Here is a 26,580-nt window from a genome sequence, read left to right as displayed (position 1 = left end):
CAGTCCCACTCCGGAACGGACCCGCACGGTCCGGCCGATGGTGACAGGAGGCGGCCGTGACCACGATCCTGCGACTCCCCGCGGAACCCGGGCAACTCACCCTGCCCGCTCTGCTCCTGCGCAACGCCGAGGACCACGGCGACCGTCCGGCGCTCTCCTGGCGGGCCGGCGGCGACAGAACGGAATGGACGACCCTCACCTGGCAGGAGGTACGGCGCAGGACCGCCGTACTCGCCACCGGGTACAGCGCACTCGGTGTGGAGCGCGGCGAACAGGTCCTCATGATGATGGGCAACAGGCCCGAACACTGGCTGTCCGACCTGGCCCTCACCCACCTGGGGGCAGTCCCCGTCAGCGTGTACGGCACCGCGGCCCCCGAACAGATCGCACACATCGCCCGGCACAGCCGCGCCCGGTTCGCGATCGTCGAGGGCAGCCGCGAACTGGAGCGCTGGGAGCCGCTGCTCGCGGAGGACACCGTACGGCTGGAGAAGCTGGTCGTCGTGGAGGCGGCCGAGGCCGGACCCCACCGTGCGTACGGATCACTGCTGGCCACGGGCGCCCGCCTGCACCGGCCCGACGTGTTCGAGAAGGCCTGGCGGGAGTCCTGCGCCGAGGACCTGCTCACCGTCGTCTACACGTCCGGCACGACCGGCGATCCCAAGGCCGTCCCGGTCACCCACCGCAGCATGGTCCTCAATGCCCTCGCACTGGACCGGGTCGTCGAGCTCCCCGACCACGTCGAGCACATCTGCTACCTTCCCTTCGCCCATATCGCGGAGCGGATGCTCGGCATCTATCTGCCGGTCTTCCGCGCCTCGCACGTCCACCTCTGCTCCGACCCGGCAGCCGTCGCGGCCACGGCACGAGCCCTGCACCCGGCCCAGTTCTTCGGCGTACCGAGAGTCTGGGAGAAGTTCGCAGCCTCCCTGCAGGCCGCCCTCGCCGCCCTGCCGGAGGAGCAGCGTGCGGCGGTCGACGCGGCGGGCGGGACGGCCCGGCAGCATGTTGCGTACCGGGAGCGCGGCGAACAGCCACCGGCGGCGCTCGAAGCCGCGTACCAGCAGGCCAAGTCCACGATCCTGGACCCGCTGCTGGCGCCGGCCGGATTGGACCGGCTGGCGTGGGCGGCGAGCGCATCCGCACCGATGCCACTCGACGTGGTCCGCTTCTGGACCGGCTTCGGCATCGTGATCATGGATGCGTGGGGGCTGACCGAGACGGTCGGGGTCTGCACCTGCAACAGCCCGTCCGCCTTCCGGCTCGGCTCGGTGGGGCGGCCCCTGGAAGGCCTGGAACTGAAGATCGCGCAGGACGGCGAGATCCTGGTGCGCGGGCAGACGGTCTTCACGGGCTATCTGCGTGCCGACGGGACGGTGGACGACGCCCGCGACAAGAACGGCTGGTTCGCGACCGGGGACATCGGCCGGATCGACGAGGACGGCTATCTCTGGCTCAAGGACCGCAAGAAGGAAATGATCGTCACCTCGACGGGCAAGAACGTCTCGCCGGCCCTGGTCGAGAACACCCTCAAGGAACATCCCCTGATCGGCCAGGCCCTCGTCCACGGCGACGGCCGCTCCTACCTGGTCGCGCTGTTGGTCCTGGACTCCGAAACGGCGCCTGCCTGGGCGGCGGCCCACGGCATCGACGCCGACCCGTCCGCGCAGGCCGGCCATCCGGCCGTACGGGAGGAGATCGCCCGAGCGGTCGAGGCGGCCAATGCCCGGCTCAACAGCACGGAACAGATCAAGCGCTACCGGCTGCTCTCGGAGGAATGGAGCCCCGAGACAGGCGAACTGACCCCCTCGCTGAAACTGCGCCGACGGGTGATCCGCGACAAGTACGGCGCGTTGATCGACGCGCTGTACGGGGAGGGCGGCCGGGACTGACCGGGCCCGGGGCACTTGTCAGTGGTGGCTCCTACGCTGGTGTCATGTCAGGGATCACGTATGTAGGGGGAGACGCCACCGCCCCGCAGGGCAAGGGCGTCAAGCTGATCGCGCATGTCTGCAACGACCTGGGCGGCTGGGGCAAGGGCTTCGTCCTGGCCGTCTCGCGCCGCTGGCCCGAACCGGAGACGGCCTACCGCCACTGGCACCGGGAGCGCGCGGGCAACGACTTCGCCCTGGGGGCGACGCAGTTCGTCCAGGTGAGTCCGTACCTCTGGGTGGCGAACATGGTGGGCCAGCGGGGGATGCGCACGGGCAGCAAGGGGGTGCCCGTGCGCTACGAGGCGATCGACACGGCGTTGGGGACCGTGGCCGACCGGGCCGTCGAGCTGGGGGCTTCGGTCCACATGCCGCGGATCGGCTGCGGGTTGGCGGGCGGCAAGTGGTCCCGGATCGAGCCGCTGATAGAGAAGCGGCTGCTGAGCCGGGGAATAGCGGTGACGGTGTACGACTTCGACTAGCGCACTGCCGCTGGTGCACTGCCATCCGGAGCAGAGGTTCGCGACGGTCCGCAGGTTCGCTGCTGCGTGGCGGGCCGCGAGCCGGCCCGGGATCCGAACCATGTGGGGCGACCCCGGGGGACACCCGGCGGCAGCCGGTGTGCACGTGTCTTCGTTCGCGCCGGGCGCCCCCTGCGGAGCGTAGCTCCCGGAGGGCGAGCCTGGGCAGCCTTCAGCGGGAAGGGCCTTGGAGCGGGGGGGAGTTGCAGAGAAACGGGGCAGGTCACTGTGTATCGGCTTCTATGGTGGGGTGGAAGCGGCGGAACGGGGAGGGCCCATGGCGGCACGGAGAACGAGCGAGACGCTGCTGGCCCGGGCGCTCAGCGAGACGCCGCCGTCCGACGCGCTGAGCGAGCAGATCCTCGACGCCGCGCGTGAGCAGTTCATGACCTTCGGGCTGCGCCGTTCTACCGTCGATGACGTCGCCAAACGCGCCAGGGTCTCGCGGGTCACCGTGTACCGGCGGATCGGCAACAAGGACAGCCTGGTCTCGGCCTGTCTGCTGCGCGAGTACCGGCGCTTCGTCGTGGAAGTGGACGATGCGGTCGCCGCACTGCCCACGACGGAGGACCGGCTCGTCGAGGGTTTCGCCGCCGTCCTCGGGCACATTCGTGAACATCCTCTCATCGGAGGGCTGTTGAGACTGGAGCCCGAGACCATGTTTCCCTTTCTGACCTTGGAGAGCGGGCCGGCCTTCCTCGCCATCCGTGAGTACCTGGCCGACCGGCTGCGCCATGCCCGGCGTGCGGAAGGCCGGCCGGTGAGCGATCCGACACCGGTCGCCGAGCTGATGGTGCGGATCACGGTCTCCTTCCTCCTCAACCCCGTCAGCTGTTTCGAGCTCGACGACGACGCGCAGGTGCGGGCGTTCGCACGCCGATATCTGGTGCCGCTGCTTGCCGCGGGCTAGGCCGCTCCGGCTGGATAGCAGCCGGAACCGGCTGATCACGTGGCGCCTTGTCCCTGCGGTTCCGTCGAGATGGAGTACTCGGGTGACGACCGTGTCACCAGCGGGTTCATGTGCGACACAGGTATCGGCCGGTACGACGACCGCCTCCGGGTCGACCGCCGAGCGGGTCTCGGCGGCTTCACGCGTCCGTCGTCGGCCGGGCTCTCGGATGATCCGAAAGAATCGCCCTGGAGCCGTCGGCGGTGGGGAAGGGGCCCGTCTCGTCGGGCAGGGGCTCCAGAGGACGGCTGCGCGCCCAGTGCGGGCCGAGGTCGTCGAGCCGCCAGCCGAAAGGGTACGAACGAGGCTGGGGGCGCGAGGGCAGCCAGTGCGGCCGGGCCGGCAGCCACCGTACGCAACGCGCACGCAGCCGCAGAGCTCCCACCGCCGACGACCGCGCCCAGTGCGGTTGCGGACGGAAGCCCAGCGCCACGAGCAGCCGCTCGTCCAGCACAGCGAGCGAGAACCGTGCCACGAGGGGGCGCAACGGCCGCGGATACCAGCTGGCCATGATCCGGAACGTGGCGTTCGCAACCCGCCGGTTGGCCGGGTCGTACGCGAACATCCGCTCCTCGTACGAGTCGAGGAGCCGCTCGAACCCCTCGTACGACTCAGGAGCCCCCTCGATGCCCATCATCGCCGCCATCTTCCGGCCGACCTCCGCCAGCGCCTGGACCTCCTGCGCGCACAGCGGGCGCCAGCCGAACCGGTCGATCCAGCGTTTCGGGCCCACGACCGTTGTCGCGAGGACGTAGAGGAAGTCCTCGTTCGGGATGCGGTACTTGCCGTGGATCCGATTGAGATGACGCGCCGCGGCCCGGCCGCGCTCCGAGTCGAAGCCGTCCGCGGCCATCTCGTACCCGAACAGCACCGTGTCGTCGTACCGCTTCTGCCCAGACCGCTCGAACTCCTGAGTGCGGTCGAGGAGCACGGAGATCCGGGGGACTCCGTAGTCGCGGAGGAACGCAACGCTCACGCCCTGCCGGTAGTCCCAGGGGAACTCGTACTGCGAGATCAGTCGGAGGATCTCGGCGTAATCGCGCGTGGGATCCATCCGGCGGATCTCGCGCAGACGACTGTAACGGCCCATGGTGTGCCCTCCTGTCCGTGTGCCGAGTTCGTGCGAGCCCTGCTTCTTTCGTCTCCTCTTTTGCCCAACTCCGTTGATTTTCAAGAGATCTGACGGATCGTCGAATCCAAGGAGTCAAAGATACAAATACTATCGACTTGTTTCATCGGTCGAGTCAACACCGTCGACGCGCAAGCGCCGGAGAAGGCATCCCAGGGGCCCGTGCGCACCGGCCCGGAAGCGATCGCATACTGGATCGCACAAGGGTCGGGCGCCGAGCCGCACGCCCCGCCGACCGCCCGGGAGCACCGCATGAACACCGAAGCAGCCAGAGGTGACACTCCCGTCCCGCCGCCGCCCGGCGGTGTGCTCTGGAGCCTCTCCGGCGACATCCGCGCCCTCCTGATGCTGCCCGCCGCCCTCACTCTCCAGGTCGCCCACCCGGCGGTCGGTGCGGGCGTCGACGAACACTCCGTCTTCCGTACGGACCCGTGGGGGCGCGGCGAGAGGTCGCTGCGATCGCTCCAGCTGTGGGTGTACGGGGGCGAGGCGGCAGCCGAGGAAGGCCGCAGGCTCCGCAAGCTGCACCGGACCATCCAGGGCACCGACACCCGGGGGCGCCGTTACCATGCGTTGTCCCCCGCGAACTATGCGTGGGTGCACGCCACGGGCTTCCCCGTCTACCAGCACGCCGCGCGTTATCTCGTCCGACCACTCACCGACGCACAGGAACGGGCCCTGTACCGGGAGTGGCTCCAGGTAGGCAGGATTCTCGGCATTCACGATCGGGACATGCCGCAGACGATCGAGGAGTTCTGGCCGTACTTCCGAAAGGTGCTCGCCGACGAGATCGAGCTGACCGTCGTCGTCGAGGACCTGATCGCCACCGACCGCCACGTACCGCCGCCGGACCGTGGGCCGCTGCCGGTCCGGCTGCTGCTGAAAGGGCTGTGGCCGGTGCTGCTCCCGCCGCTGGCCCGGTTCCGCCGCTTCGTGACCATCGGGCTGATGCCGCCGGACGCACGGGCGGCGATCGGGCTCGAGTGGACGGATGCGCAGGAGCGGAAGCTGCGGCGGTTCTGCGGGGTGGTGCGGCGCGTCGTGCCCGTGCTGCCCGAGCGGCTGCGCTATCTGCCGTGCGCCCGCAGGGCGCGGGCGGCGCATCGCGAGGCCGTCAGGGGCGACGGAAAGCTCAGGCGGAAGCCCGGTGCACCAGCTGGGTCGGCGTGATTACCGATTCGAGCTCGTCACCCTCGCCGTCGCCGTTCAGCCGCCGCACCATCAACCTGCCCATTTCTTCGACGTCCTGACGGACCGTCGTCAGCGGGGGATCGGGCCGGAGACGGCCGGGGCCGTCCCGGGCAGCACCGACTCCATCAGCTCAACCGTCCGCCCCGGCCGTCCGCCGGGCACCGTCGCCCCGCAGGAGAACGGGGCGACGGTGCCCGGAGCCGATCCGTGGACCGTCAGCGGTGGTCGTGAACCGTGTTCGTGGCCGCGATCTGCTTCCAAGAAGCGGGCTGCGCGGGCTGCGCGGGCTGCGTGGTTGCGCGCAAAGAGCGCGCCGCGGCCGTCGCCGGGCCCTGAGGCCGCGTCGGCTGGTACAGCCAGGTGTCGAAGAAGTCGGCGAGCGGCCGGCCCGAGACCCGTTCCGCGTACGTCACAAAGTCCCCCACGCTCGCGTTCCCGTAAGCATGCTCGGCCGGCCAGCCCTTCAGCAGCTCGAAGAACGTCTCGTCGCCCACCTTGTTGCGCAGCGCCTGGATCGCCAGCGCACCCCGGTCGTAGACGGCCGCGTCGAACTGGTTGTCGGGGCCCGGGTCGCCCGGCTTCACCGTCCAGAAGGCGTCGTCCGCCGGATGCTGGGCGTAGGTGTAGTCCGCCAGCTCCTGCGCGGTGCCCTCGCCCTCCTTCTCCGACCACAACCACTGGCTGTAGCGGGCAAAGCCCTCGTTGATCCAGATGTCCTTCCAGCCCTTGACGGACACGCTGTCGCCGTACCACTGGTGCGCCAGCTCATGGACGACGACCGAGACGTTCGCACCGTTCGCGAACTGCTTCGGGCTGTAGAAGGGCCTGGTCTGCGTCTCCAGCGCGAACCCGCTCTTCACGTTGGGGGAGTAACCGCCGAGCGCATCGAAGGGATACGGTCCGAAGACCTCCGTCAGCCACTCGGCGACCTCGGTGGTCCGCTCGATGCTGGCGCGTGCCGCACCGCCGTTGGCGCCGAGGTCCTTGCTGTACGCGTTGACGACCGGCAGCCCGTCCGACGTGGTGTCCGTGGTGATGTCGAACTTGCCGATCGCCAGCGTCGTCAGATACGTCGCCTGCGGCTTGCTGGACCGCCAGTTGAAGCGGGTCCAGCCGAGCTTCGAACTCTGCGACTGGAGCACGCCGTTGCTGATCGCCTGGGTTCCGTCGGGCACGGACACCGAGATGTCGTACGTGGCCTTGTCGAGCGGATGGTCATTGCTGGGGAACCACCACACGGCCGAGTCCGGCTCCTGCGCGGCCACCGCGCCGTCCGGGGTACGGGCCCAGGAGGTCCAGCCGTTGATCTTCAGCTCCGACGGCTTCCCGGCGTACCGCACGACCACCGAGACGGCCTTGCCCTTCGCCAGGGCCGCAGCCGGGGTGATCTCCAGTTCCTGGTCGCCGCTCCTGGCGTAACCGGCCTTCTTGCCATTCACCCGCACCTCGGAGACGTCCAGCCCGAAGTCGAGGTCGAAACGGGAGAGTTCCTGGGTGGTCGTGGCGAGGATCGTCGCCGTGCCCTCCAGCAGGTCGGTCGCGGGCTGATACTTCAGCCGCAGGTCGTAGTGGGAAACGTCGTAGCCGCCATTGCCGCTGGCCGGGTAATAGGGGTCGCCGATGCCCGGGGCGCCCGCGGTGCCTTCGGCGGCCGAGGCCGGGATCGCCAGCAGCAGGGAGGCCGCGAGTGCGCTCGGGACGATGAATCTGCGGTGCACGAATGCTCCAAGTCGTCGGGGCGAATGATCTTTCGAACCGTCACGTCGACACTATTCAGCGACTGTCACATCAGTCGTGTCCATGGCCACAGCTGTCACACGATCGTCATCCGGCCGACATGGCACACGGTAGCGATACGTCATGGGCACGTAATATTCACCGCTGATCGCCCCCTGTTGCCCAGGAGTTGACCGGGGTACCTTCCGCCCATGCCGATACGTGCGCGGGGCACCCGCTTGACGTACAGATCGCTGGTGGTGGCGGCCGTCGCCGCCCTGATGACCGTCCTGCTCTCACCGGCAGGCGCACAGGGCGCCGCACAGACCCCGGAGAACAGCGCCCAGCAGTCCAGACCCCTGGAGAGCAGGCCCGTCCACTCGTACGAGAACGCCGTCCGCGAATCCGTCTGGGTCGACACCGGGCTGGACGGCGACGGAAACGGGAAGAGCGACCGCGTCGCCGTCGACATCGTCCGGCCGCGCGAACCCGCCCGACAGGGCCGGAAGATCCCCGTGATCATGGATGCCAGCCCGTACTACTCCTGCTGCGGCCGCGGCAACGAGAGCCAGCTCAAGACGTACGACACCGACGGCCGGCCCGTCCGGTTCCCCCTCTACTACGACAACTACTTCGTGCCGCGCGGCTACGCCTTCGTCGCCGTCGATCTGGCCGGTACCAATCGCTCCGACGGCTGTATCGATGTAGGCGGCCGCTCCGATGTGCAGTCCGCCAAGGCCGTCATCGACTGGCTGAACGGCCGAGCCCGCGGCTACACCACGCGTACCGGCGGCGACCGCGCCACGGCCGGCTGGTCCAACGGCCGCACCGGAATGATCGGCAAGAGCTATGACGGCACCATCGCCAACGGTGTCGCGGCGACCGGAGTGGACGGGCTGCGGACCATCGTGCCGATCAGCGCCATCTCCTCCTGGTACGACTACTACTTCGCCCAGGGCGCCCCTCTCTACAACAGCGGCCCCGACTGGCTCTCCGGCTATGTGGAGAGCCCCGAGGCGCGCGGGCGCTGCGCCGCCGTCCAGCAGCAGCTCGTCGACGAGGCGCCGCGCACCGGCGACCTGACGAAGCTGTGGAGCGACCGCGACTACGTGAAGGACGCCCGCAAGGTGCGGGCCAGCGTCTTCGCCGTACACGGCATGCAGGACCTCAACGTCCGCACCAAGCACCTCGGCCAGTGGTGGGACGCCCTCGCGGACCAGGGCGTGGAGCGCAAGGTCTGGCTCTCGCAGACCGGACACGTCGACCCGTTCGACTACCGGCGCGCCGAGTGGGTCGACACGCTGCACCGCTGGTTCGACCACTACCTCCTCGGTTACGACAACGGCATCGACCGTGAACCGATGGCCGACATCGAACGTCACCCCGACCAATGGTCCACCGACAAGGTCTGGCCGCCCCGCACCACACACACCACCACCGTGCGCCCCGGCTCCGGCAGCGCGCCCGGCGTCGGCACCCTCGCCCTGAAGGCCGCCCGCCCCGGCGCCACCGAGACGTTCACCGACGATCCGGCGCAGAGCGAGACGGAGTGGGCCGCCGACCTGGACCGGACCACGGGCGCCAAGGCCGGATTCCGCACCGCGCCGCTCACCCGGGACCTTCGGCTCTCCGGATCGTCCACGGTGACCGTCACCGCCACCCCGACCACATCGACCGCCCATCTCTCCGCGGTCCTCGTGGACATCGGACCCGATACCGTCCGCGACTACGGATCGTCCGGCGAAGGCATCACCACCCTCGACGACCGCACCTGCTGGGGCGCGAGCACGGCCGGGGACAGTTCCTGCTTCAAGGACACCCGGGCCGACACGGTCACGGTCGACCGGACCGTCATCAGCCGCGGCTGGGCAGACCTCGGCACCTACGCCTCCGCCGGACACGGCCGCCCCCTCACCCCCGGCAGGGCCCACACGATCACCGTCGACCTGGCGGCCACCGACCATGTCGTCCCGGCCGGACACCGCCTCGCCCTGATCGTCGCCGGCACCGACCGGGACCTCATCGACCCGCCGGACTCCAAGCCCACGCTCACGCTCGACCTGGCCCGTACGTCCGCGAAGCTGCCGTTCGTCGGCGGCGCCGGAGCCTTCGTACGTGCCACCGCGGGTTCCGCACCCGCGACAGCCACCCCCCGCGCAGTCCACTCCGAGGGCGTGGCGCCGCCGCGTCCCGCCCATCGCATCCCGGGAGGCAGCCGCTCATGACACCCCGTATCCCGACCGCCCGCCGGCCCGTCCGCCGCAACCTGGTCCTGACGGCCGTGGCCGCCGTCCTGGCCGTACCCCTGGTCACCGTGCCCGCCGAGGCCGCGCACACCCAGCCCCGTACAGGCTTCGAAGTCAGCAACGGGGCCCGCTGGACCGGCCAGCCGGAGGAACAGTCCTTCCTGGCAGCAGTCGACCGGGGCAGCGACAAGGTCTCCATCGACCGGATCGGCACGACGAAGCAGGGCCGCCCGCTCCAGCTCGTCCGCATCGGCAACCACCGACCCACCGCCGACACGATGCTGCTGATCTGCAGTCAGCACGGCAACGAACCGTCCGGCCGCGAAGCGTGTCTGACGACCATTCGCGATCTGGCCTACGCCCAGGACCGGTCGACCCGGGCGTTCCTCTCCCGTACCAATGTCCTCGTCGTGCCCACCGCCAACCCTGACGGGCGCGCCGCGAACACCCGCGGTAACTCCGACGGCGTCGACATCAATCGCGACCACATCGCGCTGCAGACCGCCGAGGCCCGTGCCATGGCGGCGGTCATCCGCGACCGGAAGCCCGATGTGATCTACGACCTGCACGAGTACGGGGCCACTCCGCCGTACTACGACAAGGACCTCTTCGTCCTGTGGCCCCGGAACCTCAACGCCTCCGACCGGGTGCACGGTGAATCGCAGACCCTCGCCGAAAGGTATGTACGCCCCACCGTCAAGGAGGCCGGATACAGCAGCGGCCTCTACGGCATCTGGACCGACCCGGTCACCGGCGACCCGATCAAACAGACCGCGGGCGACGGACAGGAGCGCATCCTGCGCAACACCTCCGGTATCAAGCACGCCGTCGGCCTGCTCATAGAATCCCGCGTCGACGCGCTCACCGACGCCGAGAAGGCCGACCCGGCACTCAACAGCCGACGTCGCGTGAACTCACAACTCGTCGCACTGGACGGCCTGTTCACCTTCAACGACGAGCGGCGCGGCCGGATCGAGGCCGCCACCGCCGCATCCCGCGCCGCGGGGCTCAAGGACCGCGGCCCCATCTATCTCGGCGGCGCCGACAACGAGTCACCCCAAGCCGGTCAGGTCCTTCAGGACCCGCCGTGCGGATACCGGCTCACCAAGGACCGGTTCGACGACATCAAGGACGAACTCGCCCTGCACGGCGTCACCTCCCGGCCCGACGGTGACGGAGCGTACGTACCGCTGCGGCAGTCGGCCCGGAATCTGATTCCGCTCCTCCTGGACGAGCGGGCGACATATCACCTCACAAACGGTCAAGCCGATACCGCTTGTTGATCCCATGAGATGAGCGCCGCGTGTGGTAGTGCCTACGGAGAGCGAAATCACAGCTTCCGTGAAAGGTGCCATTCGTGTCGCAGGACGAACAGAGAACGGGTGGCCGGGGGGATCTGCCGGTGACGGCGGACCTCCCCGGTGAACCGAACCGGGACCGGCACGCCACGACCGACCGGGTGGTGTTCTCGGTCACCGCCGTCCTCACTCTCGCCTTCGTGGTCTGGGGAGCCACCGCCACCGAAACGCTGGAGGACGTCTCCAGCTCCATGCTCAACGCTCTGATCCACAATGGTGGTTGGGCCTTCATGCTCGCCGCGTCCGGCTTCGTGGTCTTCGCCCTGTGGCTCGCCATCAGCCGCTACGGGAAGATCGCACTCGGGCAGGAAGGGGAGGAGCCCGAATTCCACACCGTGTCCTGGGTCGCCATGATGTTCAGCGCCGGTATGGGCATCGGCCTGATGTTCTACGGAGTCAGCGAGCCGCTCGCCCACTTCACCAGCCCGCCGCCCGGCACCCACCCCGCCGACGCCGCCGAGGCGATGCAGACGGCGATGGCCACCACCCTGTTCCACTGGACGCTCCACCCCTGGGCGATCTACGCAGTGGTCGGCCTGGCCATCGCGTACAGCAGCTTCCGACGCCGCAGAAGGCAGACGATCAGCGCCGTCTTCGAGCCGCTCATCGGTTCCCGGCACGCCCATGGCGGTCTCGGCCGGCTGATCGACATCCTCGCCATCTTCGCCACCCTCTTCGGCTCCGCCACATCACTGGGTCTCGGCGCCCTCCAGATCGGCAGCGGTTTCCATGAGCTGCACTGGAAGGAGAAGACCGGCACCGGACTCCTGGTGCTGATCATCGGGGCGCTGACCGTCGCCTTCGTGGCCTCGGCGATCTCCGGCGTGGAGAAGGGCATCCAGTGGCTCTCCAACACCAATATGGTGCTCGCCCTGACCCTTGCCGTCTTCGTCTTCATCGCGGGCCCCACGATCATCGTGCTCGACCTGCTGCCCACTTCGATCGCCGCCTACTTCGGCAATCTGGCCCAGCTCGCCGGGCGTACCGAGGCGACCGGCAAGGGCGAGGTGGCCGAGTGGCTCGGCAACTGGACCGTCTTCTACTGGGCCTGGTGGATCTCCTGGACGCCCTTCGTGGGCATGTTCATCGCCCGCATCAGCCGCGGCCGCACCATCCGCCAGTTCATCGGCGGAGTCATCCTGGTGCCCAGCGCCGTCAGCCTGGTCTGGTTCGCGATCTTCGGCGGTACGGCGATCAACCTGCAGGAGGCCGGCAGGCTCGGCACCGCCGTCACACAGGAGGCCCAGCTCTTCGGAGTGCTCCAGCAGTTCCCGATCGCAACGGCGATGAGCCTGCTGGTCATGATCCTGGTCGGCATCTTCTTCGTCTCGGGCGCGGATGCCGCATCCATCGTGATGGGCACGCTCTCCCAGAAGGGCGTCCTTGAGCCGGCCAAGTGGATCGTCGTCTTCTGGGGCGTGGTCACCGGAGCGGTGGCGGCGATCATGCTGCTCATCGGCAACGGCGAGGGTGACGCGCTCGCCGGACTCCAGAACCTGACGATCCTGGTGGCCGCGCCGTTCACCTTCGTGATGATCGGTATGTGCGTGGCGCTGATGCGGGACCTGCGTCAGGATCCGCAGATCGTACGACGTGAGTTCGGCGTGGAAGCCGTCGAATCAGCGGTCATCGAAGGGCATGCGAAGTATGCCGGCGACTTCGAGATCCGGATCGGTCCGGGCGGCAGCCGGATCACCACCGGGCTCCACGAGGACCAGGGCCCGGAACCGGGCCCCGCCGGCCCACCGAGCCCGCAGGGCGACTGACGACTCCCGCCGCCCGACCAGCAGCCCGGCGGTCCGGTCTCCCCGCCCCCACCATCCGCGCCCGCACCTGCACCTGCAACTGCTCTGCGAACCGTGACCGGCCGGGCTGCTCAGCCCTGCCCGGCCGCCGATTAGGATCGACACCCTGATGACTGCCACTCTCGTCGCCAAAGACCTCGCCGCCGGACACGGCGACCGCACACTCTTCGCCGGACTCGACCTCGTCGTCGCGCCCGGTGATGTGATCGGTCTCGTCGGTGTCAACGGCGCCGGTAAATCGTCCCTGCTCCGGCTGCTCGCCGGACTCGACCGGCCGGAGGAGGGCGAGCTGCGGCTCTCCCCGCCCACCGCCACCGTCGGCCACCTCCCGCAGGAGCCGGAGCGGCGTCCGCAGGAGACCGTGCGGGAGTTCCTGGCCCGCCGCACCGGCGTCGCCGACGCCCAGACCGCGATGGACGAGGCGACGCAGGCCCTCGTCGACGGGGCGCCGGGCGCGGACGACGCGTACCCCGAGACGCTGGAACGCTGGCTGGCTCTCGGCGGGGCGGACCTGGACGAGCGTGCCGAGGAGGTTGCCGCCGACCTCGGACTGGCCGTCGGCCTCGACCTGCCGATGACCGCACTCTCCGGGGGCCAGGCAGCCCGTGCGGGCCTGGCTTCCCTCCTGCTCTCCCGCTATGACGTCTTCCTGCTCGACGAGCCCACCAACGACCTCGACCTGGACGGCCTGGAGCGGCTGGAGCGCTACGTCTCCGGGCTGCGCGCAGGCACGGTCGTCATCAGCCACGACCGCGAATTCCTGATGCGTACGGTCACCAAGGTCCTCGAACTGGACCTGGCCCAGCAGCAGATCAACCTGTACGGCGGCGGATACGCGGCCTACCTGGAGGAGCGCGAGCGGGCTCGCAGGCATGCCCGTGAGGATTTCGAGGAGTACGCCGACAAGCGCTCCGCCCTCGAAGGCCGCGCACAGATGCAGCGCGGCTGGATGGACAAGGGCGTCAAGAACGCTCGCCGCAAGGCCACCGACAACGACAAGGTCGGCCGCAAGTTCCGCAGCGAATCGAGCGAGAAGCAGGCCGCGAAGGCCAGGCAGACCCAGCGCATGATCGAACGGCTCGATGTCGTCGACGAGCCGCGCAAGGAGTGGGAACTGCGGATGGAGATCGCCGCCGCACCCCGCTCCGGCTCGGTCGTGGCAACTCTCCGCGAAGCGCAGGTCGTACGCGGCGACTTCAGCTTCGGCCCGGCATCCCTGCAGATCGACTGGGCGGACCGGGTCGCCATCACCGGTGCCAACGGAGCGGGCAAGTCCACCCTCCTCGCCGCACTTCTGGGCCGCCTCCCGCTGGATGCCGGGCACGCGACGCTCGGCTCGGGAGTGGTGGTGGGAGAGGTCGACCAGGCGCGCAAGCTGTTCCATGGCTCGGAGTCGCTCCTGGAGGCGTTCTGTGCGGCCGTCCCCGACACCGAACCGGCTGAAGTCCGTACGCTGCTCGCCAAGTTCGGCCTGCGCGCGGACCATGTGATGCGTCCCGCGACGACACTCTCACCGGGCGAACGCACGAGGGCGGCGCTCGCCCTGCTCCAGGGCAGGGGCGTCAACCTCCTCGTCCTCGACGAGCCGACGAACCACCTCGATCTGCCCGCGATCGAGCAGCTGGAATCGGCGCTGGAGTCATACACAGGGACGCTGCTGCTGGTCACGCACGACCGCCGAATGCTGGAAGCGGTACGGACGACGCGGCGCGTCGAGGTGATGGACGGCAGGGTGAAGGAGCTGTGAGGGGCTCCTCGGGCATGTTCAGCCTGTCCGGCGTTTGAGGACATCTTTTGAGCCCCTCCATTGAGGAGCGAGGTCCGGGGGCAGAGCCCCCACACGGCGCAGCCGCATATCGATACTGCCGGGAAGGGGAGGGGAGGGGAGGGCCCCGTGCAGCGGACCGAACCCCACCCCCACCCCTGACGTCAGCCCCTCTTACCGCCCTGCTTCGGATCCGCCAGCCCGGCCCGCCGCAACGCATCCGCCATCGCGCTGTTCACCGGCGCCGGCGCCGGACGGGCAGAGCCGCCACCACCGCCACCGCGCCGGTCGCGGTCCTGACCGCCCTGCCCCTGCCGCTGCCGTGGCGGCCGACCACCCTGTCCACCATTCTGGCCGCTTCGCTCGCCCCGCTCACGCCTGGGCCCGCCGCCCTGGGACGCGCTCCCCGCCGACGCCTCGTCGTCCAGCCGCAGTGTCAGCGAGATCCGCTTCCGCGGAATGTCGACATCCATGACCTTGACCTTCACGATGTCGCCCGGCTTCACGACGTCCCTCGGGTCCTTCACGAAGGTGCGCGACATCGCCGACACATGCACCAGGCCGTCCTGATGCACACCGATGTCCACGAACGCACCGAACGCCGCGACATTGGTCACGACGCCCTCCAGTACCATCCCGGACGCCAGATCACCGATCTTCTCGACGCCCTCCTTGAAGGTGGCCGTCTTGAACGCGGGGCGTGGGTCACGCCCCGGCTTCTCCAGCTCCGTCAGGATGTCGGTGACGGTCGGCAGACCGAACTTGTCGTCCACGAAGTCGTCGGCCCGCAGTGACCGCAGCACACTCGTGTTACCGATCAGCGAGGCGACGTCACTGCCTGTCCGCTTCACCATCGCCCGCACCACCGGGTACGCCTCCGGGTGCACGCTCGACGCGTCCAGAGGATCGTCGCCCCGGATGCGCAGGAAGCCCGCGCACTGCTCGTACGCCTTCGGGCCCAGCCGCGCCACATCCTTGAGCGCCTTGCGTGACCGGAACGGCCCGTTCGCATCACGGTGCGCGACGATGTTCTCGGCGAGCCCCGAGCCGATTCCCGAGACCCGCGAAAGCAGCGGCGCCGACGCGGTGTTGACGTCGACACCGACACCGTTCACGCAGTCCTCGACGACCGCGTCCAGCGAGCGCGACAGCTTCACCTCGGACAGGTCGTGCTGGTACTGGCCGACACCGATCGACTTCGGGTCGATCTTCACCAGCTCTGCGAGAGGGTCCTGCAGCCGCCGCGCGATCGAGACGGCGCCGCGCAACGACACGTCCATGTCGGGGAGCTCCTGCGAGGCGAAGGCCGAGGCCGAGTACACCGACGCGCCCGCCTCCGACACCATCACCTTCGTGAGCTTCAACTCGGGGTGCTTGTCGATGAGTTCACCGGCCAGCTTGTCGGTCTCGCGGGACGCCGTACCATTGCCGATCGCGATCAGGTCGACGGAGTGGGCCTTCGCCAGCTGCTCCAGCTTGGCCAGCGACTGGTCCCACTTGTTCGCCGGGACGTGCGGGTGGATGACATCCGTCGCGACGACCTTGCCGGTCGCGTCGACGACGGCGACCTTCACGCCCGTGCGGAAGCCGGGGTCGAGCCCCAGCGTGGCCCGAGTCCCCGCCGGCGCGGCAAGCAGCAGATCGCGCAGGTTCGATGCGAAGACGCGTACCGCCTCGTCCTCCGCCGCCGTACGCAGCCGCAGCCGCAGATCGATACCGAGGTGCACCAGGATCCTGGTCCGCCAGGCCCAGCGCACGGTGTCGCCGAGCCACTTGTCGCCCGGGCGGCCGCGGTCGCTGACCCCGAAGCGCCGGGCAACCATGTTCTCGTACGTCGAAGGGCCGGGCGTCTCGGAGGGCTCTTCCGGCTCCATGACCAGGTCGAGCACGTCCTCCTTCTCGCCCCGCAGCATCGCGAGCACCCGGTGCGAGGGCAGCGCGGTGAACGGCTCCGCGAAGTCGAAGTAGTCGGCGAACTTCGCCCCCGCCTCCTCCTTGCCGTCCCGCACCTTGGCGGCCAGCCGCCCGCGCGACCACATGCGCTCACGCAGCTCACCGATCAGATCGGCGTCCTCCGAGAACCGCTCGGTGAGGATGGCGCGGGCCCCCTCCAGCGCGGCCGCACCGTCCGCGACGCCCTTGTCGGCGTCGACGAAGGCGGCTGCGGCGGCGAGCGGTTCCGCCGACGGGTCGCCGAGCAGGCCGTCGGCGAGCGGTTCGAGCCCCGCCTCCCTGGCGATCTGCGCCTTCGTACGCCGCTTGGGCTTGAACGGCAGGTAGATGTCCTCAAGGCGCGCCTTGGTGTCGGCGGCCCGGATCTGCGCCTCCAGCGCCTGGTCCAGCTTGCCCTGTTCGCGTACCGAGTCGAGGATCGCCGTACGGCGGTCCTCCAGCTCCCGCAGATACCGCAGCCGCTCCTCGAGCGTGCGCAGCTGCGCATCGTCGAGCATCTCGGTCGCTTCCTTGCGGTAGCGCGCGATGAACGGCACGGTCGACCCGCCGTCGAGCAGCTCGACGGCCGCCTTCACCTGCCGCTCGCGTACGCCGAGCTCCTCGGCGATCCTGCCTTCGATGGACGTCGTCACGGTTCTACCGACTCGCCTTCTCGTACTGGCTGTGCTTACCGGGGCGGGGCCCCTTCGCCTGCATTGTGCCGGGTGGCCGGGCGCCGTGTCGCCCGACCACCCCACTTGTCCGCCGGTCGGCGGCTCAGCCCTTGCCGATCAGATCGGCCGGGAACGCGCCCGCAGAGGCCGCCGTGAACAGGAAACCGCGCGCCAACTCGGTCAGCCGCGCCACACCCTCCTCGCCCAGATGCTCGTACGGGGCCTGGTCCATCCGGTCCGTGGCGTTCTCCAGATCCGCCCGCAGCGCGACGCCCGCCTCCGTCAACTCGCCCTCGCCGTCCAGGAGGCCACGCCCGCGCAGCCGCTCGGACGCCTCCTCCCAGTCGCTGCGGCGCCAGCCGCGCGTGGCGAGGACCCAGCGCGGGGACATTCCCTTGCCGGTCGCCGTGTGGCTGACCAGGGCCTCCACCGGGTCGAGCCCGGCCGTGAGGAGAGCTGCGAGATGGCCGTCGCCGCGGTGTTCGCGCAGCAGCGTCCCGGCGTGCCAGTACGCCAGATGCGGCTGCTCGGGCACCGGAAGATCGGCATGGGCGGCGTAGAGCGGCCGGGCGTGTCGGGTGCACGCCTCGGCGGCGCGGAGCGCCAGTCCGGCCGCCTCGGCCAGTTCGGGGGAGGCGATGATCTCCTCGCCCAGCAGTCGGCGCAGCGTGGAGTCGGCGGCGCGCAGCCGGGCGTCCAGGACCGCCTGCGGCGAGGCGACGGACCACACGGCGGGCAGGTGCCGGGCGACGAGGTCGTGGTTGAAGTTGTAGAAGGCCGCGGTGACCGTGCCGGGGCCGACGGCGCCCAGCGCCGCCCCGCGCGCGGCGAAGTAGGCGGCGTTCGAGTCGTCGATGCCGAGCTCTCCGAGCTCCTTGCCGAGGTCGGGGGAGAAGTAGACCGTCGAGTGCAACGGGTTGATGGCGTTGTGGCAGCGGCGTCCGGCGCGCGGCGGCAGAGTACTCATACGAGCACGTTACCGACTGGTCGGTACGTGCCGTAACCCCCGGGTGGCGCCCAATCCGCGCGAGCCCCGACATGGCAGAAAAGGTGGGCCTTTCGTCATTGCGGCCATGCTCCCGGTTGCCCAGGATGGCAGTCATGACGCAGCGATCCGTACTTGTCGTCCTCTTCGACGGCGTCCAGAGCCTGGATGTGACCGGCCCGGTGGAGGTCTTTGCCGGGGCCTCCCACTTCCCCGGGGCCGGGTATGAACTGCGCACCGCCTCCCTCGACGGCGCCCCGGTCCGTACCTGCAGCGGCCTGACCCTCGTCCCGGACGGCGGCCTCGCCGACGCCGAACCGCCGCACACCCTCCTCGTCCCGGGCGGCCAGGGCACCCGAACCCCCGACCCGGCGCTCGTCGACTGGCTGCGGGACCACGCCCCGCACGCCGAACGGCTCGTCTCCGTCTGCACCGGTGCGCTGCTGCTCGCCGCGGCCGGACTGCTGGACGGGCACCGGGTGACAACGCACTGGACGGTCTGCGATCACCTCGCCCGCAGCTACCCGGCCGTCGAAGTCGACCCGGACCCGATCTTCGTACGCGACGGCAGGCTGGCCACATCCGCCGGAGTCACTGCCGGTATCGACCTCGCCCTCGCACTCGTCGAGGAGGACCACGGCAGGGACATCGCGCTCACCGTCGCCCGCCACCTGGTGGTCTTTCTGCGCAGACCCGGGAACCAGGCCCAGTTCAGCGCCCAGCTCACCGCCCAGACCGCCCGGCGCGAACCGCTGCGGGAGGTCCAGCACTGGATCAACGAGCACCCCGGCGACGATCTCTCCGTCGAGGCGCTCGCCGCCCGCGCCCGCCTCTCGCCCCGCCACTTCGCCCGGGCCTTCCAGGCCGAGACGGGCCTCACACCGGGCCGTTACGTCGACCGGGTACGCCTCGAACACGCCCGTCGGCTGCTGGAGGACACCACCGACGGCGTAACCGGCATCTCACGCGCCTGCGGCTACGGCACTCCGGAGGCCATGCGCCGCGCGTTCACCAAGGCCCTCGGCACGGCACCCGCCGAATACCGCCGACGCTTCCGGACCCAGCCCGCCATCGACTGACCGAACGAAAGGAACCCCGTGCAGATCGCCATCGTCCTCTTCGACCGCTTCACATCGCTCGACGCCGTGGGCCCCTACGAAATGCTTGCCCGCACCCCCGGAGCCGAGACCGTGTTCGTCGCCGAACGGACCGGACCCGTGCGCAACGACAACGGCAGCCTCGCGCTCGTCGCCGACAAGACCTTCGCCGACGTACCTGCACCGGATGTGGTGGTCGTCCCCGGCGGCCCCGGCCAGAGCGACCAGATGGAGAACGAGGCGCTCCTCGGCTGGCTGCGCACGGCCGACGCCACCAGCACCTGGACCACCTCCGTCTGCACCGGTTCGCTGCTGCTCGCCGCAGCCGGACTGCTGAAGGGCCGCCGCGCCACATCGCACTGGCTCGCTCTGGACATTTTGAAAGGCTTCGGCACCGACGTGACCGGCGAACGCGTTGTCTTCGACGGCAAGTACGTCACGGCAGCGGGCGTCTCCTCCGGCATCGATATGGGGCTCACCCTGCTCGGCCGGATCGCGAACGACGAGCACGCCATGGCCGTACAGCTGGTGACCGAGTACGACCCGCAGCCGCCTTACGACGCGGGCTCACCGGCGAAGGCCCCGGCGGCACTGGTCGAGGAGTTCCGCGCCAAGAGCCGCTTCATCCTTGAGCAGTAGCTGCGGGGGCGTCACGACCCCGTCGTCCAGGTGAAGCGCGGCGCGCGTCGCTCCAGGAACGCGGCGACGCCCTCCGCGGTGTCGCCGCTGTGCCGCGCCTGCTCCGCCCAGTACGCGTCGCGGTCCTCGCGCCCGGTGGCGAACTCCTTCGCCGCCGCCTGTGTCAGCCGCGAGCGCGCTGCCAGGGTGCGTACGTACGAGTCGACCCGCTTGTCCAGCTCGCCGGCCGGCAGCACCTCGTCCACCAGGCCGGTCCGCAGCGCCCGTGCGGTGTCGATCAGCTCGCCGGAGAACAGCAGATGCTTCGCGGCGGCCGGGCCGATCAGCGCCACCAGCCGCCGGGTCGACGACGCGGCGTACACGATCCCGAGCTTGGCCGGTGTCACGCCGAACGACGCACCCTCCTCGGCGAACCGCAGATCGCAGGCGGCCGCGAGCTGGCTGCCGCCGCCCACGCAGTAGCCGCGGACCGCCGCCAGCGTCGGCCCGGGGAACGCGGCCAGCGCCTCCTCGGCCGCCACGGCGAGCGCCTGCGGATCGCCCACCGGATCCCGCAGCGAGGAGATGTCCGCACCGGCACAGAAGGTGTCCCCGGCGCCCGTCAGCACCAGCACCCGGACCGCGGGGTCGGCGGCCAGCCGCTCCAGCAGACCGGGCAGCGTGCTCCACATCGCGGCCGTCATCGCATTGCGTTTGGCGGGGTTGCTGATGACGACAGTGGCGACACCGCCCGCGACGGTGTGCTCCAATCGGGGTTCCGTACGGTCCATGCGCGGGATGCTATCCCTACGGTTCGAACCTATGATCAAGAAGGGGTCGCCGGACAGGCACGCACCGTGAGGAGCTTCCCGTGGCCGATCCCGCAGTCGAGGGCAAGAAGCTGAGCCGCAGTTTCGGCTGGCTGGCGCTGCTCGGCACCCTTCTCGTCGTGGCCGGTCTGGTCGGTCTCGTCTACACCGGCGTCGCGACGCTCACCTCGATGCTCCTCTTCGGCTGGCTGCTGCTGATCGGCGGCCTCGTCGGGCTGCTCCACGCCATCCAGTCCCGCGGCACCAACTACTTCTGGCTGGGCGTCGTGGTGGCCGCGCTGAACATCGCCGCCGGAGTCGTCGTCATCCGTCATCCGCACGGTACGGCCGAGGCGCTGACCATGTTCGCCGCGCTGCTCTTCCTGACCGGTGGGGTGTTCCGGCTGGTGGGCAGCGTCGTGGTGCGTGGTCCGCAGTTCGGCTGGACGCTGCTGCAAGGAGCTTTCGGCCTGCTGCTGGGGCTGCTGGTGCTTTTCGACTGGCCGCACAGCAGCCTCTACGTGCTCGGCCTCTTCTTCTCGCTGGCGCTGCTCTTCGACGGGCTCGGCCTGATCGCGATCGGGGTCGGCGGCCGCCATATCGTCTCCATGGTCTCGGATCAACAGGTAGCCGGAGAGCTGCCGGACGCGCCCACCGGCGAGGATCAGGACCGGTCCAGGAGCTGATGGTTTCGAGCTCGTCCGGTCAAAACCTGTCGATAGAAGTCGACTTTTGTTCAGTGGCACGGTCCGGGCCAACTGCGCCCCGCACTCTGTACTCGACGTGCAGTCACCATCGAGTCGAGAGCGGGTACCGGACTATGGAGAGCCGCGGGAGTGTCCCCGCCCGGCCCGTGTCGTACGAGGGAGTCTGGCGGTTCACCGCCCCGGCCGTGGACGTCTCCGTACCGCAGGCCAGGCACGCTGTACGCGATCTGCTGAACCGCCAGAACGTGCCGATGGACGGCGACATCGCCGAGGGCCTGCTGCTCATCGTCTCCGAGCTGGTCACCAATGCCGTGAAGCATGCCGCGCTGCTCTCGCCGGAGCTCGCCGTCGAGGTGGCCGTCGGCGCGGAATGGGTCAGAGTGTCCGTCGAGGACAACCATCCCTACCGTCCGACGGCTCTGGAGACGGACTACGCGCAGACCGGCGGGCGCGGCCTGCTCCTGGTCCGGGAGATCACCCGGGAAGCGGGCGGCGCCTGCGATGTGGAACACACCGCAGGCGGCGGAAAGATCATCTGGGCGGCACTGCCGCTGCGCCCGCAGTTCTGACCACCCGCATTCGCTGCGGCAACACGGTGCCCTCCGCCCGCTACCAGCCGGCGGACGGTCCGGTCAGCTCCCTGATCGCCGGCCGTGCGGCATCCAGCACCGTCATGAACCAGGCCGAGAACGGCGCCCGGGCATGCTGCTCGGTCAGCTCATCGGCTGTCACGAACGCGGTCTCGCCGACTTCCTCCGGGTCCGGGTGCAACTGGTCCTGCGCCATTCCCACGAAGAGATGGTTGAACTCCTGCTCCACCAGGCCGGAGGCCGGGTCGGGGTGGTTGTAGCGGACCGTGCCCGCCTCCGCCAGCAGGGAGGGCGAGACCCCCAGCTCCTCGTACGTACGCCGGGCGGCGGCGGCGAAGGGCGCCTCACCCGGGTAGGGGTGGCCGCAGCAGGTGTTCGACCAGACACCGGGGGAGTGGTACTTGCCGAGCGCGCGGCGCTGCAGCAGCAGCCTGCCCTGCTCGTCGAAGAGGAACACGGAGAAGGCCCGGTGCAGTTGACCGGGCGGCTGATGGGCAGCGAGCTTCTCCGCCGTACCGATGGTGGTGCCGTTCTCATCGACCAGTTCGAGCATGATCGCTTCTGCTGTGCCGTTCGACGAGCTGTTCGCCGCGGTGGCTGGTGTGGTCGGCATACCCATCCTTCGCTATGGTCCCGGCCCCGTGCGCCGGTCCCGTCGAGTCCGCTCAAGTCTGCCGTACAAAAGCCGCTTGTCCGTACTTCGGGTCCTGGCATGTCCGGCCCCACCGCACCGTGGGGCACGGCGGGGCCGGACGGCACGTCAGACGCCGAAAGCCGCCGGGTAACGGATCGTGCCCTGCGGCACCGGCACGGAGTCGTCGAGCACCGGGGCCATCATCGCTTCGTCCGGGACGTCGAAGCCCGGCCGGATCCCGTACCGGGACGCCGGTACGAAACCGAACTTCGGGTAGTACTCGGGATGACCGAGTACCAGGACGAGCGGCTCGCCCCGCAGCCGGGCCGCGTCGAGCGCGGCCCGCACCACGGCCTGTCCGGCACCCTGCCGCTGACGGTCCGGGGCCGTCGCCACCGGGGCCAGCGCGAGCGCCGGCGCGTCCCCGACCCGGCACCGGGTCAGCAGCGCGTACGCCGCGATGTCGCCGTCCGGGCCGTCCGGCGCGACGTACCCGAGGCCGGGCAGCCAGGCCGCCGGATCGGTGCGCAGCGCGTCGACGAGAGCGGCTTCGTCCGGCGTCGGGAACGCGGCGGCGTTGACCGCGTGCACGGCCTCGATGTCCGCCACCGTCTCCGGCCGGGTCGTCCAGCGTGGGTCGGCGGGGCGCAGTACGTAGCAGGCGTAGCCGTACTCCGTACCATGGTCGCGCCGCATGGCCAGCTCCTCGCGGCTCGCCGCGAGCGCCCACTCCATACCGGGAGCCGACGTGTCGGCGGCCTCGACACGCTCGGCGAGCGGAACGTAGTACTCGTCCCAGTCGCTGTCGGGCTGCACCCGCACCCCGAGGACGTGGTAACCGGCCGCCACGGCTGCCGCGGTGTTGGCCGCCACGGGGCGCAGCGAGGCCTCCTGCTCCCAGAAGGCGCGGGCTTCGTCCGTCGGCGCGTCCGTCGTCCAGACGCACTCGCTGACGACGAGGGAGCCGCCCGGGGCGAGCAGCCGCTTCCAGTCACGCAGAGCGGTGTCGAAACCGATGATGTACGCGGACCCCTCGGCCCAGACGAGATCGAACGACCCGTCCGGGAAGTCGGGACCGGAGAGCTCGGCCATGTCGGCCCGGACCGTATGGATACGGTCGCCGAGCCCACGGGCTTCGGCCGCCTCGCGCAATTCGTCGAGGAACGGCTCGTGGAGATCGACGGCGGTCACCTCGGCGCCCGCCTCGGCGGCGAGCAGCAGTGCGGCGCGGCCGGGCCCGCAGCCCAGATCCAGGACGCGCGGACGGCGCGGCAACGGGCCGGTGAGCCCCAGCAGCCGCCGGGTGGTGGCATCGGAGCCGGGACTCTGCCGGGGCAGCTTGTGGTGCAGGGAGAAGAACGCCTCGGAACGGACGGCGTGATCACTGTCGGTCAACGTGGGAAACCCTTGTGTGCGAGGGCTCCGGCCAACGTGTCGACCCGGTGAGAGTCGGGCGCTAGCCGAGAACCCGGGAGATGGAGAGGGGCCGGATGCTGCGCCGGGCAGGCGCCGTCGCGACGGTCATCAACCTCAGCTCCTCTCTCGGACACGGGGAGGCCCACACGCGCCGCCGAATACTCTACACGGCCCCGCTGAACGGCAGTTCAGTGGCAGAGCTTGGCCTCGTGCTCGGCATGGCCGCTCGGCTCCAGCTGGAATGTGCAGTGCTCCACGTCGAAGTGGACACCGAGGCAGCCCTGCAGTTCATGGAGGAGCTTCTCGTGACCGATCGAATCGAGCATGTCCTGGTGCACCACCACATGGGCGGAGAGCACCGGCATCCCCGACGTGATCGTCCAGGCATGCAGGTCATGGACGTCCAGCACTCCTGGCAGGGCGGTGATGTGGGCCCGTACCTCAGCCATGTCGACGCCCTTGGGTGCCGCCTCCAGCAGCACATTGAGCGTCTCTCTGAGCAGCTTCACCGTACGGGGGACGATCATCAGACCGATCACCAGAGAGGCAATCGGGTCGGCGGCCTGCCAGCCCGTGGCCAGGATGATTCCTGCCGAGATCAGCACGGCGAACGAGCCGAGCGTGTCCGCGAGCACCTCCAGATAGGCGCCGCGCACATTGATGCTGTTCTTCTGGCCCCGGAGCAGCAGCGACAGGGAGACCATGTTGGCGACCATGCCGACCAGGGCGAAGACGATCGTCAGTCCGCCCCTGGTCTCGGCCGGGGTGATGAAGCGCTGGATCGCCTCGAAGAGCAGAAAGCCACCCACACCGAGCAGCAGCAGACAGTTGGCCAGGGCGGCGAGGATCTCGGCGCGGGCGAAGCCGAAGGTGCGGTTGAGCCCGGCCGGCCGGTTGGCGAAGTGGATCGCCAGCAGCGCCATGCCCAGACCCAGGGCGTCGGTCGCCATGTGGGCCGCGTCGGCGATCAGGGCGAGCGAGTCGGAGAGCAGCCCCCCGGCGATCTCCATGACCATCACGGTGAGCGTGATGTACAGCGCGATCCGCAGCCGTCCCTTGTATGCGGCAGCTGCCGTGCCGGTGGGCGGTGGCCCGCCGTGTGTGTGCCCGTGGTCGTGCCCTGCCCCCATGGGGACGCCTCCCGGTCGTCTCGCGGACTCGGACGTGATCTGCCCGAGCACTGCCAGTGAACTACGGGTGGGGGGTATCGGGCAACACGGCACTGAACACCGTTGTCATATGCCCTGACCTGCGGAAATGGCTGCAGGTCAGGACTGTGGGGCGGTCGCCGCCGGCTCAGTTGCCGCGTGCCTCGGGGTGCCGCAGGCACCAACCCTGCCAGGCCGACTCGACCATCTCGCGTACCCCGCGCCGGGCCGTCCAGCCGAGCTCCTCGGACATCCGGACGGCGGACGCGACGGCCTTTGCCGCATCGCCGGGGCGGCGCGCCTCGATCTTCGGCTTCTCCGGCCGGCCGCTGACCTCGCCCACCAGATCGGCGAGCTCACGCACCGAGACGCCCTCGCCGCGGCCGATGTTCACGGTGAGGTCCCCGGCGTCCTGCTCGGCCAGCCTCCGGGCGACGGCGAGATGTGCGTCGGCGAGGTCCGCGACATGGATGTAGTCGCGGATGCAGGTGCCGTCGGGTGTCGAATAGTCGTCACCGAAGATCCGGGGGGCCTCGCCGCGGGTCAGCCGGTCGAAGAACATCGGAATCACATTGAAGACACCGGTGTCCGACAGTTCCGGCGTGGCCGCTCCGGCCACGTTGAAGTAGCGCAGACAGCCGGTGGACAGGGAGTGCGCCCTTCCGGTCGCCCGGACCAGCCACTCCCCGGCGAGCTTCGTCTCACCGTACGGATTGATCGGAACACAGGGAGTGTCCTCGGTGATGAGTTCCACATCCGGTACGCCGTACACCGCGGCCGAGGACGAGAACAGGAAGCGCCGCACACCGGCGGCGACGACGGCCTCCAGGAGGACGGTCAGCCCGGCCACGTTCTCCCGGTAGTACAGCAGCGGCTTCTCGACGGACTCGCCGACCTGCTTCTTGGCTGCGAGATGCACCACACCGGTCACGTCGTACCGAGCCAGTATCCGGTCGAGCAGCGCACGGTCGGCGGTCGAGCCCCGGACCAGCGGAACATCTGCCGGGAGCCGCTCGACGACACCGGTCGAAAGGTCGTCGAGGACGACCACCCGCTCACCGGCGCCCACCATGGACCGCACTACATGTGCACCGATATATCCCGCTCCGCCTGTGATCAGCCATGTCATGCGGGTCAGCCTAGGTGCATGCCATCGCGTTTTGTCAGGTGAGGCGGGGATCGACGATGATGATCGCGGACGGCGCCGCATGATGCCGCTCCACCCCGAACGGAGCACAAACGGGCAATGAACTCCCGCTTCCGTTCATCCGATAGCCTCTGCCGACGTGCCGCCGGCCCGCTTCCGGGCCGCACTGTCGCGCGCCGACCCCGTCAGCACCAAGGAGTGAGTTCGTCTGT

The 26,580-nt window shown here is 69.7% G+C and carries 21 protein-coding genes and 1 pseudogene; 12 read left to right on the top strand and 10 right to left on the bottom strand.

Translation table 11 applies throughout. From position 1 onward, the window contains the following. The first annotated feature begins 56 nt into the window (after positions 1-56). The 3 genes from OG953_RS06855 (at position 57) to OG953_RS06845 (ending at position 3,362) form a co-directional block, all read left to right on the top strand. Positions 57-1,892, top strand: coding sequence for an AMP-dependent synthetase/ligase (locus tag OG953_RS06855; RefSeq protein ID WP_405683050.1), 1,836 nt, complete (start codon positions 57-59; stop codon positions 1,890-1,892). 44 nt (positions 1,893-1,936) lie between these two features. Beyond that, a complete protein-coding gene (locus OG953_RS06850; protein WP_405683049.1) occupies positions 1,937-2,413 on the top strand; it encodes a macro domain-containing protein in 477 nt (158 codons plus the stop codon). A 316-nt stretch (positions 2,414-2,729) separates the two neighbouring features. Further along, positions 2,730-3,362 (top strand): TetR/AcrR family transcriptional regulator, encoded by a 633-nt coding sequence (locus tag OG953_RS06845; RefSeq protein ID WP_405683048.1) that lies wholly within the window; start codon positions 2,730-2,732, stop codon positions 3,360-3,362. Between the two features lie 178 nt (positions 3,363-3,540). Here OG953_RS06845 and OG953_RS06840 read toward each other — a convergent pair whose 3' ends face one another. Beyond that, on the bottom strand, positions 3,541-4,491 hold the full coding sequence (locus tag OG953_RS06840) for an oxygenase MpaB family protein (RefSeq protein ID WP_405683047.1): 951 nt from the start codon (positions 4,489-4,491) through the stop codon (positions 3,541-3,543). A gap of 291 nt (positions 4,492-4,782) precedes the next feature. Here OG953_RS06840 and OG953_RS06835 point away from each other — a divergent pair, with 291 nt between their 5' ends. Next, positions 4,783-5,700 (top strand): oxygenase MpaB family protein, encoded by a 918-nt coding sequence (locus OG953_RS06835; RefSeq protein ID WP_405683046.1) that lies wholly within the window; start codon positions 4,783-4,785, stop codon positions 5,698-5,700. On the opposite strand, the pseudogene OG953_RS06830 reads toward OG953_RS06835, so the two are convergent. Together OG953_RS06830 and OG953_RS06825 are read right to left on the bottom strand one after the other, a co-directional pair. Further along, positions 5,663-5,803, bottom strand: a pseudogene (locus OG953_RS06830) (substrate-binding domain-containing protein); the annotation flags it as partial. The gene OG953_RS06835 and the pseudogene OG953_RS06830 sit on opposite strands and share 38 nt — an antisense overlap. 133 nt (positions 5,804-5,936) lie before the next feature. Beyond that, entirely contained in the window at positions 5,937-7,439 is a 1,503-nt protein-coding gene (locus OG953_RS06825) for a M1 family metallopeptidase (RefSeq protein ID WP_405683045.1), read from the bottom strand. A gap of 210 nt (positions 7,440-7,649) precedes the next feature. Here OG953_RS06825 and OG953_RS06820 point away from each other — a divergent pair, with 210 nt between their 5' ends. The 4 genes from OG953_RS06820 (at position 7,650) to OG953_RS06805 (ending at position 14,593) form a co-directional block, all read left to right on the top strand. Beyond that, positions 7,650-9,662, top strand: coding sequence for a Xaa-Pro dipeptidyl-peptidase (locus OG953_RS06820; protein WP_405683044.1), 2,013 nt, complete (start codon positions 7,650-7,652; stop codon positions 9,660-9,662). After that, positions 9,659-10,966 (top strand): M14 family metallocarboxypeptidase, encoded by a 1,308-nt coding sequence (locus OG953_RS06815; protein ID WP_405683043.1) that lies wholly within the window; start codon positions 9,659-9,661, stop codon positions 10,964-10,966. The genes OG953_RS06820 and OG953_RS06815 overlap by 4 nt, the downstream gene beginning before the upstream one ends. A 74-nt stretch (positions 10,967-11,040) precedes the next feature. Beyond that, positions 11,041-12,807 carry a BCCT family transporter gene (locus OG953_RS06810; protein WP_405683042.1) on the top strand — a complete coding sequence of 589 codons (1,767 nt, stop codon included), beginning with the start codon at positions 11,041-11,043 and terminating at the stop codon, positions 12,805-12,807. A gap of 148 nt (positions 12,808-12,955) precedes the next feature. After that, entirely contained in the window at positions 12,956-14,593 is a 1,638-nt protein-coding gene (locus OG953_RS06805) for an ABC-F family ATP-binding cassette domain-containing protein (RefSeq protein ID WP_405683041.1), read from the top strand. Between the two features lie 182 nt (positions 14,594-14,775). On the opposite strand, the gene OG953_RS06800 is transcribed toward OG953_RS06805, so the two are convergent. Both OG953_RS06800 and OG953_RS06795 read right to left on the bottom strand, forming a co-directional pair. Further along, positions 14,776-17,196, bottom strand: coding sequence for a Tex family protein (locus OG953_RS06800; protein WP_405683040.1), 2,421 nt, complete (start codon positions 17,194-17,196; stop codon positions 14,776-14,778). Between the two features lie 124 nt (positions 17,197-17,320). Continuing rightward, entirely contained in the window at positions 17,321-18,184 is an 864-nt protein-coding gene (locus OG953_RS06795) for an SCO6745 family protein (RefSeq protein WP_405683039.1), read from the bottom strand. A gap of 134 nt (positions 18,185-18,318) precedes the next feature. Here OG953_RS06795 and OG953_RS06790 point away from each other — a divergent pair, with 134 nt between their 5' ends. Both OG953_RS06790 and OG953_RS06785 read left to right on the top strand, forming a co-directional pair. Continuing rightward, entirely contained in the window at positions 18,319-19,281 is a 963-nt protein-coding gene (locus OG953_RS06790) for a GlxA family transcriptional regulator (RefSeq protein ID WP_405683038.1), read from the top strand. Between the two features lie 18 nt (positions 19,282-19,299). Further along, the gene (locus OG953_RS06785) at positions 19,300-19,938 is read left to right on the top strand and encodes a DJ-1/PfpI family protein (protein WP_405683037.1); all 639 of its coding nucleotides are present in this window, start codon (positions 19,300-19,302) and stop codon (positions 19,936-19,938) included. A gap of 11 nt (positions 19,939-19,949) precedes the next feature. Here the strand turns inward: OG953_RS06785 and OG953_RS06780 are convergent, their stop codons facing one another. Continuing rightward, positions 19,950-20,708: an enoyl-CoA hydratase/isomerase family protein gene (locus OG953_RS06780; protein ID WP_405683036.1), complete on the bottom strand. Its 759-nt coding sequence runs from the start codon at positions 20,706-20,708 to the stop codon at positions 19,950-19,952. 80 nt (positions 20,709-20,788) lie between these two features. Here OG953_RS06780 and OG953_RS06775 point away from each other — a divergent pair, with 80 nt between their 5' ends. Further along, a complete protein-coding gene (locus OG953_RS06775) occupies positions 20,789-21,412 on the top strand; it encodes an HdeD family acid-resistance protein (protein WP_405683035.1) in 624 nt (207 codons plus the stop codon). A gap of 134 nt (positions 21,413-21,546) precedes the next feature. Further along, the gene (locus tag OG953_RS06770; protein WP_405683034.1) at positions 21,547-22,002 is read left to right on the top strand and encodes an ATP-binding protein; all 456 of its coding nucleotides are present in this window, start codon (positions 21,547-21,549) and stop codon (positions 22,000-22,002) included. Between the two features lie 40 nt (positions 22,003-22,042). Here OG953_RS06770 and idi read toward each other — a convergent pair whose 3' ends face one another. The 4 genes from idi to galE form a co-directional block, all read right to left on the bottom strand. Next, positions 22,043-22,636, bottom strand: coding sequence for an isopentenyl-diphosphate Delta-isomerase (idi, locus tag OG953_RS06765; protein ID WP_327271596.1), 594 nt, complete (start codon positions 22,634-22,636; stop codon positions 22,043-22,045). 147 nt (positions 22,637-22,783) lie between these two features. Continuing rightward, on the bottom strand, positions 22,784-24,052 hold the full coding sequence (locus OG953_RS06760; RefSeq protein WP_405683033.1) for a bifunctional class I SAM-dependent methyltransferase/N-acetyltransferase: 1,269 nt from the start codon (positions 24,050-24,052) through the stop codon (positions 22,784-22,786). 209 nt (positions 24,053-24,261) lie between these two features. Then, complete coding sequence (locus tag OG953_RS06755) at positions 24,262-25,203, bottom strand: cation diffusion facilitator family transporter (RefSeq protein WP_405683032.1); 942 nt, start codon at positions 25,201-25,203, stop codon at positions 24,262-24,264. Positions 25,204-25,369: 166 nt separating this feature from the next. After that, positions 25,370-26,350, bottom strand: coding sequence for a UDP-glucose 4-epimerase GalE (galE, locus tag OG953_RS06750; protein ID WP_405683031.1), 981 nt, complete (start codon positions 26,348-26,350; stop codon positions 25,370-25,372). Positions 26,351-26,580: the final 230 nt, after the last annotated feature.

It is taken from the genome of Streptomyces sp. NBC_00057 (genome assembly GCF_045041165.1).
GTDB lineage: Bacteria > Actinomycetota > Actinomycetes > Streptomycetales > Streptomycetaceae > Streptomyces.
The sequence above is the reverse complement of the archived record's forward strand: the minus strand, read 5'-3'. Positions and strand labels throughout refer to the sequence as shown.